The organism is Peribacillus acanthi (assembly GCF_003073175.1).
Taxonomy (GTDB): domain Bacteria; phylum Bacillota; class Bacilli; order Bacillales; family DSM-1321; genus Bacillus_BN; species Bacillus_BN acanthi.
Map to the genome: position 1 here is coordinate 215654 of NZ_QBBX01000005.1, position 16824 is coordinate 232477.

The 16824-nt window shown below is 38.5% G+C and carries 16 protein-coding genes and 1 pseudogene; 9 read left to right on the forward strand and 8 right to left on the reverse strand.

From position 1 onward, the window contains the following. From DBX25_RS21240 to DBX25_RS07240, 6 genes are all read left to right on the forward strand, one after another. Positions 1–96 (forward strand): spore germination protein (locus DBX25_RS21240; protein ID WP_240620200.1); only part of this gene is annotated, 96 nt, incomplete at its 5' end. A gap of 18 nt (positions 97–114) precedes the next feature. Further along, complete coding sequence (locus tag DBX25_RS07220) at positions 115–309, forward strand: spore germination protein GerPB (RefSeq protein WP_108670105.1); 195 nt, start codon at positions 115–117, stop codon at positions 307–309. 87 nt (positions 310–396) lie between these two features. Further along, the gene (gene gerPC / locus DBX25_RS07225) at positions 397–1005 is read left to right on the forward strand and encodes a spore germination protein GerPC (protein WP_108670106.1); all 609 of its coding nucleotides are present in this window, start codon (positions 397–399) and stop codon (positions 1003–1005) included. A 35-nt stretch (positions 1006–1040) separates the two neighbouring features. Then, positions 1041–1220, forward strand: coding sequence for a spore gernimation protein GerPD (locus tag DBX25_RS07230; RefSeq protein WP_108670107.1), 180 nt, complete (start codon positions 1041–1043; stop codon positions 1218–1220). A 4-nt stretch (positions 1221–1224) separates the two neighbouring features. Then, entirely contained in the window at positions 1225–1596 is a 372-nt protein-coding gene (locus DBX25_RS07235; protein WP_108670108.1) for a spore germination protein GerPE, read from the forward strand. A gap of 27 nt (positions 1597–1623) precedes the next feature. Beyond that, positions 1624–1842, forward strand: coding sequence for a spore germination protein (locus DBX25_RS07240; RefSeq protein ID WP_108670109.1), 219 nt, complete (start codon positions 1624–1626; stop codon positions 1840–1842). Between the two features lie 7 nt (positions 1843–1849). On the opposite strand, the gene DBX25_RS07245 is transcribed toward DBX25_RS07240, so the two are convergent. The 3 genes from DBX25_RS07245 to addB form a co-directional block, all read right to left on the reverse strand. Next, a complete protein-coding gene (locus DBX25_RS07245; RefSeq protein WP_108670110.1) occupies positions 1850–2161 on the reverse strand; it encodes a hypothetical protein in 312 nt (103 codons plus the stop codon). A gap of 89 nt (positions 2162–2250) precedes the next feature. Beyond that, a complete protein-coding gene (addA, locus tag DBX25_RS07250; RefSeq protein WP_108670144.1) occupies positions 2251–5988 on the reverse strand; it encodes a helicase-exonuclease AddAB subunit AddA in 3738 nt (1245 codons plus the stop codon). A 20-nt stretch (positions 5989–6008) separates the two neighbouring features. Further along, positions 6009–9509, reverse strand: a complete 3501-nt coding sequence (addB, locus tag DBX25_RS07255; RefSeq protein WP_108670111.1) for a helicase-exonuclease AddAB subunit AddB — start codon at positions 9507–9509, stop codon at positions 6009–6011. Positions 9510–9640: 131 nt separating this feature from the next. Here addB and DBX25_RS07260 point away from each other — a divergent pair, with 131 nt between their 5' ends. Continuing rightward, positions 9641–10843, forward strand: a complete 1203-nt coding sequence (locus tag DBX25_RS07260; protein ID WP_108670112.1) for an MFS transporter — start codon at positions 9641–9643, stop codon at positions 10841–10843. Between the two features lie 932 nt (positions 10844–11775). Here the strand turns inward: DBX25_RS07260 and lepB are convergent. Together lepB and DBX25_RS07275 are read right to left on the reverse strand one after the other, a co-directional pair. Continuing rightward, positions 11776–12330, reverse strand: a complete 555-nt coding sequence (gene lepB, locus DBX25_RS07270; RefSeq protein WP_108670114.1) for a signal peptidase I — start codon at positions 12328–12330, stop codon at positions 11776–11778. 32 nt (positions 12331–12362) lie between these two features. After that, on the reverse strand, positions 12363–12929 hold the full coding sequence (locus tag DBX25_RS07275; RefSeq protein WP_108670145.1) for a TVP38/TMEM64 family protein: 567 nt from the start codon (positions 12927–12929) through the stop codon (positions 12363–12365). Positions 12930–13182: 253 nt separating this feature from the next. Here DBX25_RS07275 and DBX25_RS07280 point away from each other — a divergent pair, with 253 nt between their 5' ends. Further along, a complete protein-coding gene (locus DBX25_RS07280) occupies positions 13183–13545 on the forward strand; it encodes a YhjD family protein (RefSeq protein ID WP_108670115.1) in 363 nt (120 codons plus the stop codon). A 5-nt stretch (positions 13546–13550) separates the two neighbouring features. Here the strand turns inward: DBX25_RS07280 and DBX25_RS07285 are convergent, their stop codons facing one another. Beyond that, positions 13551–14096, reverse strand: a complete 546-nt coding sequence (locus tag DBX25_RS07285) for a competence protein ComK (RefSeq protein WP_108670116.1) — start codon at positions 14094–14096, stop codon at positions 13551–13553. Positions 14097–14285: 189 nt separating this feature from the next. Between DBX25_RS07285 and DBX25_RS07290 the strand changes: the two genes are divergently transcribed. Continuing rightward, a complete protein-coding gene (locus DBX25_RS07290) occupies positions 14286–14525 on the forward strand; it encodes an IDEAL domain-containing protein (protein ID WP_108670117.1) in 240 nt (79 codons plus the stop codon). Between the two features lie 66 nt (positions 14526–14591). On the opposite strand, the pseudogene DBX25_RS21245 reads toward DBX25_RS07290, so the two are convergent. After that, a pseudogene (locus DBX25_RS21245) lies at positions 14592–14792 on the reverse strand (transposase); the annotation flags it as partial. Between the two features lie 343 nt (positions 14793–15135). Beyond that, the gene (locus DBX25_RS07300; RefSeq protein ID WP_108670118.1) at positions 15136–16665 is read right to left on the reverse strand and encodes a DHA2 family efflux MFS transporter permease subunit; all 1530 of its coding nucleotides are present in this window, start codon (positions 16663–16665) and stop codon (positions 15136–15138) included. Between the last annotated feature and the right edge of the window lie 159 nt (positions 16666–16824).

The window sequence follows — 16824 nt, forward strand, 5'->3', positions numbered from 1 at the left end:
AATACAGGTCAGAAGCTTTCAGTCTATAACCAAGTCAGCACGACAAACACCAATGATCAAGACCAGGTAGACCAACCTATTACATTTAATGTGTAGAAGGGAGTGTGGTGCGACGTGAATTTTTACATTCAGCAATCCATTCATATTAATATGATCAAAATAGCGAGCGTAAGTAATTCATCGGTATTCCAAATAGGTACCGCAGGAATTATTAAATCCTTATCGACCCTTTCCAATACTGGAGGTTATACAGAGGCTGCACCATTGCCTGCCAAGAATGGTGCAGTTGTTTCACAGGAATCTGAATAATAGGCATTCACCTATTCTTCCCTTCTCACATAGGATAAGGTAGTAAATCGCTTTCCCTATGGATCAAGCATGTGAAGGGGTGAAACGATGCATTCAGAACTTTATGCATATGCCTGTCAAATGCAAGCGTATTTACAGGCCCAGGAAAGAAAAATTGCTTCTTTAGAGCAACAAATAGCTGAACTACAAAAAGCCTTGGTGGACCTAAAAAATAAACCTATGGTTAATGTAGAAAAAATCGAGTATAAATTTGACCAATTAAAAGTGGAGACATTGGATGGAACGTTGAATATCGGTCTAAATCCAACCGACCTTCAAAATATTGATGAATTCGCAGTAGGAAAAAGTACCATTCAAAACGGATCGTTATATCCTGAAGACCTCGTCCCTTTAAGGAATTCCTTGTTTAATGCATTGAAATCAGAGACAGAAACTTACATTCAAGAAAAAGTTCCTGTTCTTATCAATGAATTATCCCAACAGTTCCAAAGAAATCTCGATTCTACCTATATTCAATTCATACAACAGGATTTATTGAAACAATTAGACAGTCGAATCGACCATTATATCTCTCAAAGTTCTCCAGAAGACTTAACGGTAGCTAAAAAGGACATTCTTCGTGAAAAAATTTATTCGATGATCACAACTGATATATCTCAAGCTATTTCAACTTTCATCATGAATCTGCCTTCATAGTTCATCCTAATACTTAGCGAAAGGGGAGCCACTCCATGGAGCTCCATGTAACAAATGAAAACCTATGTGTGGGAAATATACAGGTAACGGGTGTAGCCAGTTCAGCCCTGTTTTTAATCGGTGATGTTAATACGATTCAATTATCCTCTGCATTTGATACCCCACCTGAATCACTCATTATCGGGCCTTTTGTGCCGCTGGTTCCGAAAGGCTAATACTATGTTAACACGATCATCCAAAGTAGAGAGATTGACTGTAAAGCTAGTTTCATTTTCATCGACACTACAACTTGGAGATGTTTCATTCATTGACGGGGCTTCAACGGCTCTTGCCGTTCAACGGGAAGCCGAGCAGTACATTGGCTTAGAAGGTGAAGTGATAACATTCACGAATCCACCTCCTATTTTGCCAATTACCGAAAAACTCATTATGACGAAAATTAACAAGAACCCTATTATTCAAGTTGGCCAAATTGATGTGCTTGGGGTATCTTCAGCATCAGTCCTAGGAGTAGGAAATGTCGGAGATGTAAGAATGCAGGTAAGAGTACGTCATATCCGTCAATTAGAGGAAAAAAACCATAAAAAGTAACAATAACAATACAGGAGGTGAATCACTATGCCAGCCATTGTTGGACCTATTCAAGTTGTCAGTATAAGTGGTGGGAACATTCAATTTGGGGATTCTTTTGTTATTTCTCCTAAGTCCGCCTCTAAATCAGTGGCAGGATCAGGAGCCTCCAACACTGGAATGTTCATCATCACCAATAATGGAATCAGTGCAAATAATATTCTAGACACGAATTTAGTTGATCAACCCATTTTAGGTAACAATTAATTAACCATTATTTTCTCCCCTTTCGCTTTCTTTCCTTCGATTTTGTGATTCTTGGCAGCTTTCCTGAGGGCTGCTTCCGAATCCACCTAATAAATTTGGACAAACCTTTATCACTCTGTAAGACTTGAATTGTATTGAGACTCAATGCTAATTCTTCATTACTGTACAGGGCATGAATCTGTTTATGACAAGGAATACAAAGCAAACTAGTCGGTAAAAAAGTGCCTCCCATTTCCTTTGGTGTCAAATGATGCTCTGTTAATTCTACATCCTCTCTTAAACATAACTCACATTTTCCAGTTGTGATTTTCTTTCCCATCATCTACCTCCAATTACTTACCTATATTTAGGATAAGACAAAAAAAGGGATTCATCCTTAAAACTTGTTGGATGAATCCCTTTTACTATTTATAACTTTAGCAGATGAGCACCGTCAAAAAAGAATAAATACCTTTCTTTTACAGGTCGATTGAAAATGCTCTCAATCGCTTTTGTATAAAGGTCTATTTGTACTCGATACCGAGCTTTCAATATATCCTGAGCACCTTGGAATCCGTTTTGGAATCTTCCTTCTATTCCGTCCGTTTTATAGTCGAGGAGGATTAATCCATCTCCATCATCAATGATGCAATCTATGATCCCTTGCACCAATATTTGTTCGTCTTCACCTTGCCAATCATGGTAGGCTTCTGAAGCAGGGACAGACATAGAGAAAGGTACTTCTCGCTTAGTTTTATGGTTTTTCATTTTCTTACCGATTTCCGTTTGGAAAAAGGTCAAGATATGCGTCATATGAACGGCCGTTACTTGGTCATTTGTAAGGAATTCCTTCTCGATAAGATTTTTTAGAAATTCTTCTAGACTTTGTATCGTCACTTCCTGTTCAAGAGGTATATGCTGCATGACTAAGTGCATAATCGTCCCTCGCTCAGCGGGTGTCAACGATTTCTCTTGCATGAAAGAAGGTCTTTGCAGACTCAAACGCCTTGGCTTTGGTAGAAATTGTGTAGAACTTGCTTCATCCCTAATTTCCTTTTGGCGTTTCAATTCTGTAACAGACTGCTTAGATCGATGACGTGTGGAATCTAATCTACCATATTGCCACCCTAGCTGTTCATATAACTCTTCCTTATAGATAGACTCTGTATCAACAGCTTCTCCTTTTTGGACAGCTGACATCCAGTCTTCTTGACCGACTATTTCACTTTCAGCCGTGATTTGAAGAGTAGCCGCTTCAATCACTTCTGTTTTCCAGCATGAAGGATGGAACGTTATATCTTCAGGAACAAGAGGGTTAGTAGCTGACGAGAATAGGCCAGAACAATGGTCATGCCTTGCCAAGGCTGGACCAATCCAATCTATATAGCTTTTAGCCGTAGCTCTCATATAGTCCTTCAATAACCACTCTTCATGATTTTTTAGCTTTTCCCATTCCTTTACCTTCTTTTCAGCATCCTTTAGAGTACCTAGTAGGTACAGCTTTTCTTTTGCTCTTGTTAAAGCCACATAAAGGACGCGCATTTCTTCCGCAATTAACTCTAGATGCTTTTTCTTCTTAAAAGCAATTTGCGGCAAAGAAGGATAGGTGATTCTCAGTTCTGGATTTACAAAACTAGAGGCAAAACCGTCTTTATCTAGTAGATAGGATTTTTTTAAATCCATCGTATTGAACTGGCGATTTAGCCCTCCAATAATGACGACGGGAAATTCAAGACCCTTACTAGAGTGAATCGTCATCAGTCGAACAACATCTTCCTGCTCTCCTAATGCGCGAGCGGCACCTAGGTCATCTCCCCTATCCTGCATTCTCTCAATGAATCTAAGGAATCGGAACAAGCCCCTAAACGAACTGGTTTCGTACTGTCTTGCTCGATCATATAAAGCTCGGAGATTGGCTTGACGCTGCTTACCCCCAGGCATACCACCAACAAAATCATAGAACTTTGTCTCTCTATAAAGCTGCCAAATCAACTCAGACAACGGGATATCTCTAGCCAACATCCTCCAATATTCCAGTTGTTTGGAAAAAATGAGAACCTTTTCATAAAAGTTCGTATTTTCTTCCGTCATGCCATCTCTACAGAAATCCATTACTGTTTCAAAAAAGCTATCCCGCTTGCTACTTACTTTAATGGCAGCGAGCTCTTCCTCATTCAATCCCACAATGGGCGAACGTAACACAGATGCCAAGGGAATATCTTGAAGTGGATTATCAATTATTTTTAGCAAAGACATCATGATGGCCACTTCTGTTGCTTGAAAATATCCTGTAGAAAGATTGGCATAAACCGGAATTCCCTGTTTCTTGAATTCCTCCATAATTTGAGGAGCCCAAGGCATCGAACGAAGAAGAATAACAATGTCCCTATACATTATGTTGCGATAGGACTTCGTTTTCGTATCATATACTTGACGTCTTTCAGCAATAGATTCTTTAATGATTTTTGCCATCATTCTAGCTTCAAGCTGCACCGTCTCGAGCTCTTCTTCCTCGAAATCTTGCAAATTTTCCCCTTCATCCGCTTCAAATTCTTGCTCTTCCGCTTCCTCTTTCTTTTGATTGATTAACACTACCTCAATCGGATAAAGTTCTTCTTCCGGAAAAGGAGCACCAAGCTTCAATTCCGCATCCTGATCGTATTCGATTTCCCCTACTGCGACTCCCATCAATTGCTTGAATAAATAGTTCGTTCCAGACAAGACTTCTTTCCGGCTTCTGAAATTTTGATTTAAATCGATTTTCAATCCTGTTTGCTCGCCTTGATGGGTAAAGCGATTGTATTTTCCTAAAAACAGATTAGGTTCTGCAAGTCGGAACCGATAAATGGATTGTTTCACATCCCCTACCATGAATAGGTTTCCTGTGTATTCCCCATCTGCAGTCACAAGGGATAAAAGGGTTTCTTGAACGAGGTTCGTATCCTGGTACTCATCGACTAGTACTTCCTTAAATTGCTGTCGGTATTCTTTAGCTGTTTCGGATGGAACAAGCTTCCCTTGCTCATCCTTTGAGGATAGAATCGCTAAGCAATAATGCTCTAAATCTGAAAAATCAACGATTCCTTTTTCTTTTTTCGCATCTGTGTATTTAACATCGAAAGCTAGAACCAGCCCTACTAGTGTTTTTGCAAACCCCTTAATCATTTCCATATCTTTAAGATAGCTTTGAGGTTTTCTACTAAATAGTTCATCTTTAAGCTTATTAATGGTTTTCTTTGCCTTGTCTCGTATTTTCTGAGATTCTTTGGCTAGGTCTTCGTCACACTCACCCTTTTTTATTCGTGCAATAGTTGGAGGGTCATAGGCATTTATTTGTTCATACATACTTTCCCATGAAGTTTCGATTGCCTTTTCAAGAGAGTTTACAATCTCTAAATCTTTTAGAAAGGTTTCAGCCCTTGGAGCAGGTCCATCAGGAAGCTTAGTGAGGGCTAAAGCCTCGAATAAAAGATCTTTTGCTGTTTGTAATTGAAGGATAATATCGTACTTTAAGTTTGAATAGAATGGAAGATTTTCAATTTTCTCATCCTCTTTTATGTCATACATTGCGATTAATTTTCTCAGCCATTCCTCTGGATTAGGATTTGAACGTGCAAATTCATGTAGTGTACGAACAATGGTTTGCAAAGCTCCATCACTTCTGTCGTCTGTATAGGCATCAACTAGACGGAAAAAGTCCTCATTTTCAGGAATGCTATATTGCTCTTCAAACAATTCTTCCAGCATTTCATCCTTGATTAACTCGCCTTCTGTCGTATCAGAGATTCTAAATCCAGGATCAATATCAATCAAATAATAGTATTTTCGCACGACCTCAAGGCAAAAGGAGTGGAGCGTTGAAATAGAAGCACGATTAATTAAGCTTAGTTGCTTTCGTAAATGTTGTGAGTGAGGATTCTCTTTGATGGCTGCCTCTAACGCCTCTGCAATTCTATGTCTCATCTCTGCTGCTGATGCATTAGTGAAAGTCACCACTAATAACTCGTCCACATTTATAGGGTCTTCTTTTGAAAGCAGTTTGTTAATAATCCGGTTGACTAGAACCGCCGTTTTCCCAGAACCTGCCGCAGCTGCAACTAAAATGTCTTGATTACTCGCCCAAATCGCTTTCCATTGATCCTTCGTCCATGTTAAACCTTCAGGCATTTCCGGTATACGTGTTTTACTCAAAGTATCACTCCCTCCTTTCTTAATGCCTCTAGTAATTCATCATCTTTTTTCACCTTCAAGTTTCTATAATCATTTTCATCAAGTGTCGGATCGAACTGACAGACACTTTTAAATGAGCAGAAGGTACATGGTGTACGATCTTTTAATTTGTACGGATCGATATCTATTTTCCCGTTCACAATTTCCGTTCCAGCTTGTTGGTATATTCCTCGTACATGCTGTTTCAAGGCATTGAAATCGTCTAAGCTTGCTACTTTAGAAGTTTTTGCAATGCCTCCTGTTTTTGTAAAAGCTGCCGGAATAATCGTTGATTTGCTCGATGTACCTGCTTCAAGAGAATCGTCCATCAATTCTAATACTTCTTGATCCGCAAGTAGCAATCCTTTCATTTTATAGCTCTTCATTAACTCCGCCTCTATTTCATCCAAGGTTAGCATTTTGCTTCCTTTTACCATTGGGTTATGGACATGGAAGTAAAGCACTCCTGCAGGATCGGCTTTTTTTCCAATCAATGTAGGAGCATACGAGACGATAATATCAAGATAGGTCAACATTTGCAGCGCTAATCCATAATACACTTCATTCAAATTCAAGGCTTTTTGACTCGATTTATAATCTAGGACTCTTAAATAGGTACCATTTGCACTTTCCGCTTTATCTACTCGATCAATACGTCCCATTAATTCCATCTTTGTCCCATTTGCCAATTGGAACGTTAAAGGTGGTAGCTTTTCGTTTCGTCCAAATCCTAATTCCAATCCAACAGGAGAAAATCCACTTTTTCTAGCATGTTCACTCAAAGCATAGGAAGCTCGTCCAATGACATTTTCAAGTTTCCTCTTCACATAATGATGTCGATTGGAGCTAAGTAGGATCTGATTTTGAAGTTTTGGCGCCAGCCTTTCTATCGCCATTTTTGCTAGATCAGCACATTGCTCTCGATTCAGTGACGCCCAGGATACGTTACGATCCATTAAGGAATCCGCAATAATTTTTAATGCACCATGGAACATATCTCCTATATCAGGCGCATCTAAACGATAGATTTTTCGCTCTTGAAGCTTTAATCCATGGGATGCAAAATGAGAAAAAGCACAACTATTGAACTTTTCCATCCTAGAAACAGAAGCGAGAATATCTTCTCCATATAGTTTTTTTGTCGTTTCGGGTTTCAGTCGTTTTGTACGATTTTCATAGAATAAACTAGATAACACTTTTTTTGCCATGTCGCGGTATTCATTGCTTTCCATATAGTAGTTATACAGATCCCACCATACCGCATCGACTGGATATCCTTTTTTCTTTTGACCGAGCTGCGATGTCAAATAAGCAATCGCCACTTCCTCATTGACCATGTAGAAAAGCTGATCTTGTTCGCTCTTGTCATTCAATTCATTTTGCACAAAGATGCTCTTAGCTTCTGGAAGGACTTCCTTCACTCGTTTTATATAGGAAGATGCCAGAATGGACTTACCTTCTTCATCTGCAAGTGGATATGTTAAGTAAAGTCTGTCTGAACCGGTTGTAAACGCTCGATATGCGGCAAACTCTTCATCAAGCAACCGGATTTTTGAACTCGGAGCAACTGTAAGACCACTTGCAAGCAAAGTGTCACGATCCCGGTCATTAAAGATACCTTCTTCATTAACCTTCGATGGAAGGACTCCATCATTGAGACCAATTACAAATGCTATTTTTACATCGTTTAATCGAGAAGTATCTAAATTCGCTACTAATACTTGATCAATTGCTGGTGGAACTAGGGAAAACTTTAATGATTCTAACCCTGATTCTAGAATGTTTATAAACTGCTTCATCGAAACATTTTCATCACCCATTAACTCGACAAACTGGTCTAATAGGTCCATAATACCCTTCCAGGCTTGTTCATGTTCCCTTGCAACTACTAACTTCCCTGCCTCTTCCGCTTCCATTCTCATGAACTCCAGTTTTTCAGGAACCTTGGCTTCTTCCAAGAAGAGGAATAATGCTTCAGCCATCGTCCGGCCATCGTGCGCTTTCTTAAGGCGTTTACCGAGTCTAATTATATGTTCCGTAAATAGAGCTCGTAATTCATTCAATTCTTGTTCCAATTCTTTCTCTTGATTGGTCTGTCCCCGTTCCTCTAGTTCTAAACCTCGAATTCTTCGATATCTCCATGCCTCTTCAGAGGTCCATCGATTCCCCTTAATCCCTCTTGATAATACATAGTTCTCCAGCTTGTCCACTTTTGACCTCATAATGTTTTTACTGACATCCACAGGAAAAAGCAGTTCTGTCTTGATGGCACGGAAAACCGGCTCGTATCTCCAATTAGTCTGGAGGGTCTCTAATGCCGATCGTATCAATTCAAGTAATGGATGATGAAGCATTGCATTTTTTGTATCTATAAACATCGGAATCTTATAATCATGAAAAATCGTCGTAATTAAGTCATGATAGGCCGAACCATTTCGAAGTAATATTCCAATATCCTTCCAACGGTATCCATCCTGCCTCACATGCTTATTTATCGTTCGTGCAATTTCTTCTACCTCAGCACGTCTATTTACAGCTTGTACAAATGTTGCTGCTGTATCCCCTTTGAATGATATAGCCGGTCTGATGTTAAATTTCTCTTCAAGCTGAAGAAGACTTTCATTCTCTAAATGACGCATATTTTCATGTAACATCACGTCTTGTTCGACAGGTACATTATTGGCCAAAGCTAACGAGTAGAGTTGATGATATAGGTTTCCTGACATTCTAAATAAATAAAGGTCTTCTGGTGGTTCTTGACGGAATGGGCGATCGAGTGTTAAACCAATAGTCACTGATTTTGCCACTTTCATAAGCTGCTCTAGTACCATGATTTCCTGTGGCGTTAAACTAAAGAAGCCGTCCACATAAATATCGGCAGCATGTAAAGAAGGAGCGGCACTAATCTTCTCCGCCAAAAATCGAAGATAATCCTCTGAATCGATATATTTTCCAAATAACTCTGTTTCAAAAGACTGATAGATTAATTCCAAGTCATGCAATTTATCATGAAGACTTTTTGCATCAGACTTAGTGGATGCTTGTTCAAGATAGCTTTTAATGGTTTCTGGCTCAATACAATATCTCTTGAACTCTGTCAGCATTTCTTCCATTTGTGAAATGAATCCGAATTTCTCGGCAGAACGCTGAAACAGCTTTAATTCATTTTTCTTCTCCTCCATGATTTTGCGGATGAGCATATTAATCCCGACACTATCTAAATGTATGCGTGTCATGCCACCAGTTTCTTGTAGAATACGCCATGCCAAACGGCTAAAACTAAATACTTGTGTCCGAATCATCCCGGATAAATCCGGTGTGGTCACAAGCTTATATTCAGAAGAAAATGTCATTTGATCCGGGACCAAATAAATAATAGGAGTTCCTTCCGGTTGCTCCCTCAAACTTGATCTAATTTCATTAAGCATCATTGTCGTTTTTCCCGAACCTGAACGACCCAAAATAAATCGAAGCCCCATGAGCATCCCCTTCTCTATGAAATATCTATATTTTCATGCTTTTAACATCCATTTTTGTCTTCTTACAGTATATCAAAATCCCTTTTAAATTTCTGTGATGGGGGCACTTCTGATTTGTTAATTTATGTAAGATACTTTTTTCATACAACCTACAAACATTGTGTCTAGTGCATAGACTGCAAAATAAGGAGGTATGTAAATTGAAATCTGATAGAGCAGCTGCAAATTTATTAGTGTTATCTGCCGTCCTAGTAGCCTCTAGCATCTATGTGCTTATTCCCATCTATTCTCCGATTGGACTTTTCTTTGGCACTTCTGCTAAAGAAATTGTTGTCGCCAGCAGTTCATTCACTTTCTTTTACGGGATAGGTTTATTAACGTTTGGTCCCTTATCCGATCGTTTTGGCAGAAAAAAATGGATGGTTGGCGGACAATTTCTGGCAGCCGCGTTGACCTTATTAATTGCCTATTCTACCTCCGTTGATATGTTAATAGTGAACCGCGCGCTCCAAGGATTCGCACTTGGTAGCTTTGCACCTGTCGCCTTTTCGTTTTCATTCGAGCTCTTCAAACCTAAAATGCGTACTATCGTGCTCGTTTTGATTAATAGTGGCTTTTTAGCCTCTGGAATTATCGGACAAATGCTCAGTTCTTTCTTTACCAACCTTTATTCATGGCATGCATCGTTCTTATTTTTTTCCATCTGCTATTTAATCATTGCCCTATTAAGTCTCTTCATTTATCCTCCATCATCCGAAACGTATATACAAAAAGATACCGCCATCCTCAGAACCTATATCGGATTTTTAAAAGATAGAAGGTTAATTGTCTGTTATGTCATCACCTTTACCTTGCTGTTTTCATTTGTCGCATTTTATGAAATCCTTGCTGGAATCAGATCCGACATTCTATTACTACGTGCAACAGGACTCATGGGATTGATTCTGTCTTTCTTTACAGGACCTATCATGGATCGTTTGAAAGAAACTAAAACCTTGTACCTGGGCATTGGTTTATTGCTAGCCGGTTTGATTCCCTTAGTCATCCTTCCAATCAGTAATTGGATTATTATCCTCTGTTCAATCCTAACTGTAGGCTCTATTTCATTATTAATTCCTACAGTCATCACATGGATCGGGAACATAGCAGGAGTACACCGAGCGAAAGCAATCTCCTTATACTCATTCATCCTCTTGGTTGGAGCAAGCTTTGCTCCTATAGTAGTCGCTCAGCTAAATTTTCTAGAGAGCATCTGGATCTTAGTTGGATTTCAATTCATAAATTTATTGGGTATTGGAATTTTATTGAATAAGAAGGCTACATTGGTTAGATGACTCGGTGTATGAAGAATATCGTAGGGTCTGTATGGATATTGGTGTGATACAAAGGATAATTGAGTTCAAAGAATTTTTGAATCTGTCCTAAATGGTTTTTATAATTTGTGAAGAGTAATCAATCTGTATTGAACGATATCTATAAACTGTGAACGGTAACCCATACGCTCTGAACGATATCTTTAATTTGTGAAGTGTAACCGTAACCTTGTGATCGATAAATTTAGTGACTTCGTTAAAAGTGAAGAGTAATTTTTCAAAAGTGAAAGGTAAATTGGCAGAGAGTGAATGGTTTTCGTGGGGATGTGAAAGGAAACCCAGTCGCTCTGAACGATATCTTTAATTTGTGAAGTGTAACCGTAACCTTGTGAACGATAAATTTAGTGATTTCGTAAAAAGTGAAGAGTAATTTTTCAAAAGTGAAAGGTAAATTGGCAGAGAGTGAATGGTATCCGAAGGGAAGTGAACGTTAACCCATACACTCTGAACGATATCTTTAATTTGTGAATAGTAACCGTAATCTTGTGATCGATAAATTTAGTGATTTCGTAAAAAGTGAAGAGTAATTTTTCAAAAGTGAATGGTAATTAGGCAGAGAGTGAATGGTATCCGAAGGGAAGTGAACGGTAACCCATACACTCTGAACGATATCTTTAATTTGTGAATAGTAACCGTAATCTTGTGATCGATAAATTTAGTGATTTCGTAAAAAGTGAAGAGTAATTTTTCAAAAGTGAATGGTAAATAGGCAGAGAGTGAATGGTTTTCGCGAGGATGTGAAAGGAAACCCAGTCGCTCTGAACGATATTTATACTTTGTAGAGAGTAATTGAACCCTTGTGAACTTTTGTTTGGATTTACCAAAAAAATCCTTTTCCTCTCCCACCCAAATAAAAAACCAGCACCCTTCAATACCGGATACTGGTTCCATCATTAAAACTCTATATTAAATTGTTTGAAAGGCCAATATCTGACGTTTACCTTTCCAACTACATCTTCAATAGGTATGAAGCCGAAGTGACGACTATCTTTACTACCTAGACGGTTATCTCCCATAACGAACAATGCATTTTCTGGCACACGTTTTTTTCCGGTTAATTCCTCCAAGGTGAAATCACCCGTTAATTTTTGCCCCAGCAATGGATCTTTAAAAGGCTTTAGAAAAGGCTCATCCATTTTTGTTCCATTAATGTACAGCTGATCGTTTTCATATGTAAGGGTATCTCCTGGAAGGCCTATCACTCTTTTCACATAGTCCTCTTCTTCTTCTCCGTGGAAAACGATGACATCGAATCGTTCAATGTCACCGATCTGATATCCGATTTTATTGACTACGAGCCGATTTCCCTCTTTTAAGGTGGGTTCCATTGATTGACCTTCCACAACGTAGCTGGAAAAGAGAAATGTGTTCATGATTAAGAATAGGATGACACCCAATACGGCGGCTTTTAACCATTCTAAAAAAATACTCGGTCGTTCCTCAGTCATCAGCAACCCTCCACTCTTACACAATACCCTTTTTATCCATTATCTCTTTCTACGCTTTTATTTAATCTTACTTCTATTCTTTTTCCAACATACCAAAGAATAAAAATAATGACCAATACAATGCCTGTCCGAATTGGTTGGTGAATTAATGAACCAATGTCGTATCCGACAAAACTAATTGTAAATATCATCACCAATTTTCCAATTAGTACAGCTAGGGTATATTGCAAGACACTAATGTGTGAAAGACCTGCCACTACATTCACGACCGCTGAGGGGGTGAACGGGAAACAGAGAAGAATAAAAATGGGCCCGAAACCATGTCTGTCTAACCAATGAGTCAATCTTTCCACTTGTTTATTTTTTCGTATGACTGTAATCACTCTAGTATGGCCGTATTTACGAACAATCAAGAAGACGACGATGGCTCCTGCACAGGATCCAATCCAGGAAAGAATGAATCCGATCCATAACCCAAAAGCATTCGTGTTCGCCATAACAAACACGAACAAGGGTAAAAAAGGTAAAAACGCCTCAAAAAAAGGCAGTAGTATGGCAGGTAGTGGACCGAATGAACGGTACTCTTTCAGTAACTCCATAATATGTTCTAGTGTGAAATATTCTTGAAACCACTCAATCACAAGTCAGACTCCTCAGATAATTTGATTTATTGGATCTATATATCATTCATAACCCAAATTAACATACTATTCAATATACATCTATTCCCCTATTTTCTGTACGCAATCCATTATGTCATTATTTTACTTCCTTAAAAATAAGAACAGATGTTCTATTTTAAAGTATTTTAGGATATACTAATGACAAACATTAAAAAAGGAGGATAGCGGTATGACGAGAATACCTGACGGAGACCGCGATATGATTGAACAAGCCATCTACTTACCTATGGTTTTAACAGTTTTAAACAAGGATTTATTTTTGATTGACCAGAGTCCTTTCAAGTTAAAAAAACCATATAAGGAATTGATCGAAGCAGCAATGAAAGTCGTTCAAACGGAGTTAGCCGAGGTGAAAAAATATTTGCGGAAGGAAAATATAAAGGTGGAGGAAACGAAAAGGGATGATACATTTACTATGTTCCTATTCCTTTATAAAGGCTACGAAGAATACCATAATTATTTTAACCCTCGAATCCGCAATAAAGTCGAAGAGTTAATGATGTTTTATTTATATAAAAGACTCCAAAATTAGTCATGTCAGACAAAAGGTTTTTCGTGCTCCTTCGTCTTAGGGATACTGCGGTTAACATATAAAAATTTCCTCTCCGTCTCGGCAATGCGCTGAACATAGCGATTTTTCAACAAAGCTGTCCGATATAGTTGGTTATCCAACGAACTTGAGGAAAGTGGTAAAGAAGTCTTCCAACCATTCCTAAATACAACATCAGTGTCGCCATAATGGTTTTTAGTCCTCGACATGATGTGATCATACGCAACCCACATACATTCAGAACGAACAGGCGAAGTTGTGGGGAAAAATAGGATTGAACAGACAGGATCGACTGCGATGGGCGATTTATGGGTAATACCCGTCAAATGTCTGGTCCCTTCTTTTCTGCCTTCATAGCTAGACCCATAATACTCACAGCTCCGCTTAATAATATCCATTGGTTTATGAGGACAAATATACTCTCCCTCCCATTCGAAGATTTGTGAATACGTTTTTTTACCATATTGAACAGGTTTAATGAGAAGTGTATATGGTGTCACTTCATATTCTTCAATAAATGAATCCTTTTTCAAATTAATCTCTCCTAATCATTTTCCACAAATTATAGCACAGTAAAACATTCAGTAGACTGAATTCACAAAATTTTCAATAAATTAAACTATTCCATTTTCGTTCAAAAATAATAGTTATAAAATTTTAAATATTCTGTTGATTTATCCAACCTCTATCCATATACTATTAAAAAGGTCAGGGGTGGTTTCATGAACAACGACAAATCCTACTCGGAGCAAATGAAGTCTGCTGTCATGAATAAAAAGCAACAAAAGGAAGCTTACATCCAGAACTTAATAATCGACATGGTCATTCACGAATCGATTTTACGATATAAAAAAGAGAGGCTTTTGAAAAAAATAGACGAGACATTGGATCAGAAAGACCACACCACTTTCTTAAAACTTAGTTCGGAATTGAATGGGGTTATAAAACAATTTGGCAATTAATATAAAAAGAGAGGCTGACTCAAAAGGTCGTTGAATGACGATCATTTGTGTCAGTTTTTTGTGTTTCTACGGGATTTTATGTTTGAGGGGAAGAAATGGGGGTAATAAAAGAGGCTTCCACCTCAATTCTTGTGCTATTTTTTCTCGTTTATTGACCATCGAATCCCACTTTTTGAGGTTGTGGGCAACGCAAATAAGACCCCAATCCGTGGTATTTTTGGATAGGCCTCTTAGTGAGAATCGGTTAAATGTCTGATTGGGCTTGATTTGATCGACGGCATAATCAATCAGCCTTGCAAGGTGTCGTTGGGGAAATAAAATTTGAATGTCCATTGGAAGGAATAGTTGCTTAGTGCTATACTGTTGATACATAAGAAAATCGTTCCTTTCTCTAATTGCAAAGAGAGCGATTTTCTTATTTTTTTTGTAAAAATAACTTTATGGATTGTAGCGGAAGGCGCTTGACTCCTGGGGGCTCAGCGTTACAAGCTCGGCGAACGCCCCCGGAAAGCAAGCGCCTGTAGCGGAAATCCATTGAACACATTCGAGAACCAAAAAAGAGGGTTGCCCCTAAAAGTCGTACTTTTGGGACACCCTCTCTTTTTTCTCATTATACCTTCGCTAACTCACTTTTTACTTTTGTTCCTGTTGCCTGTTCTTCAGATGTTTCTTCCGCTGGTTTTGCCCGTTTGATAAAGAAGGCAAGAACTAATGCAAGAGCGGCAATAAAGACAGACACAAAGAATGCGTAATTAATCCCTTCTAGCATAGCTTTCATCATAATTTGTTGCTTCATTTCTGCCATTGCGGCTTCATTGGGTTGCCCAGTTGCATGTTTCATTGCATCTGCTGCCATGTCTTTTGCAACTGATTCCGTACGGTTGGACATAATGGTGACTAACAACGCCGTACCAATGGCTCCAGATACCTGCTGCAATGTGTTATTCATGGCTGTTCCATGAGGATAGAATCGGGCTGGTAATTGATTCAATCCATTTGTAGAAACTGGCATCATAACCAAAGACATCCCAAACATGCGTAAAGTGTATAAAGTAATTAAATGAGCATAAGTGGTATCTAGTGTTAATTTACTGAAGTAATAGCTGGTTATAACAGTGATCGCTAATCCAATAATCGCAAGTATTCTTCCACCAATTTTGTCGAATAACCTACCTGTGATTGGTGACATGATTGCCATTAAGATTGCTCCAGGCAATAACATTAATCCTGCATCCATGGGTGAAATGCCACGGATTGTTTGAACATAGATAGGCAAAAGCAACATCCCAGAAAACATGGCCATTGTAACTACCATGGAGATTGACGCTGATAAAGCATACATAGGAAATTTAAAGATTTTAAAGTTAAGCATAGGTTTATCCATTTTTAACTGACGATAAATAAACCAAACTAAAGAGATTGTTCCTATGATTAGAGTCATGTATACCTGTGGGCTATCCCACCCTTTACTGCCGGCAGAACTAAATCCATATAACAATCCGCCAAAACCTGCACTTGATAAAAGCACGGAAAACAGATCTAGGCGTATATCAACTTTTTCTTTTTTATCTTTTAATAAGAAAAACCCAATTAACAAAACAGCCCCAGCAATTGGTGTAACAACATGGAAAAGCATTCTCCAGTCATAATGTTCCACAATCCATCCAGATAATGTTGGACCGATTGCAGGTGCCCCCATTAGTACCAAACCGAAAATCCCCATTGCCGCTCCCCTTTTTTCAACTGGGAAGCTTGTTAACATTACATTCATTAATAAGGGCATTAAAATAGCTGAGCCAGAAGCTTGAGTCATACGACCTGATAATAGTAATGGAAAAGCGTGTGCAAAGCCTGCTAGTATTGTTCCGAGCGTAAATAATCCCATTGCCACCAAGAATAGACGTCGAACAGAATATTTTTGAATTAAAAACGCTGTGGTTGGAATCAAAATTCCATTCACTAACATATATCCGGTTGATAGCCACTGCACAGTTGCTGCATCAACCTTTAAATCATTCATAATCGAAGGCAAAGCAATGTTTAGTAAAGTATTATTTAAGAATGCTATAAATGCACCAACCATCAGTACAGCAAGAAGTCCGTATGGTGGACGAGGGTTAGTGTTGATTGTTTGTTGCATAGTATTATTCTCCCCTTTTATACAACCAGTTCATTTTTTTATACTTATGTTTCATACACCACATCATATACCATCAGTTCAATAATTGCAATTCCAATTTCCCCAATAAAATCTGGCTTTGTACAGTACTGTTAGTTTATGTATAATAATTGTTATACC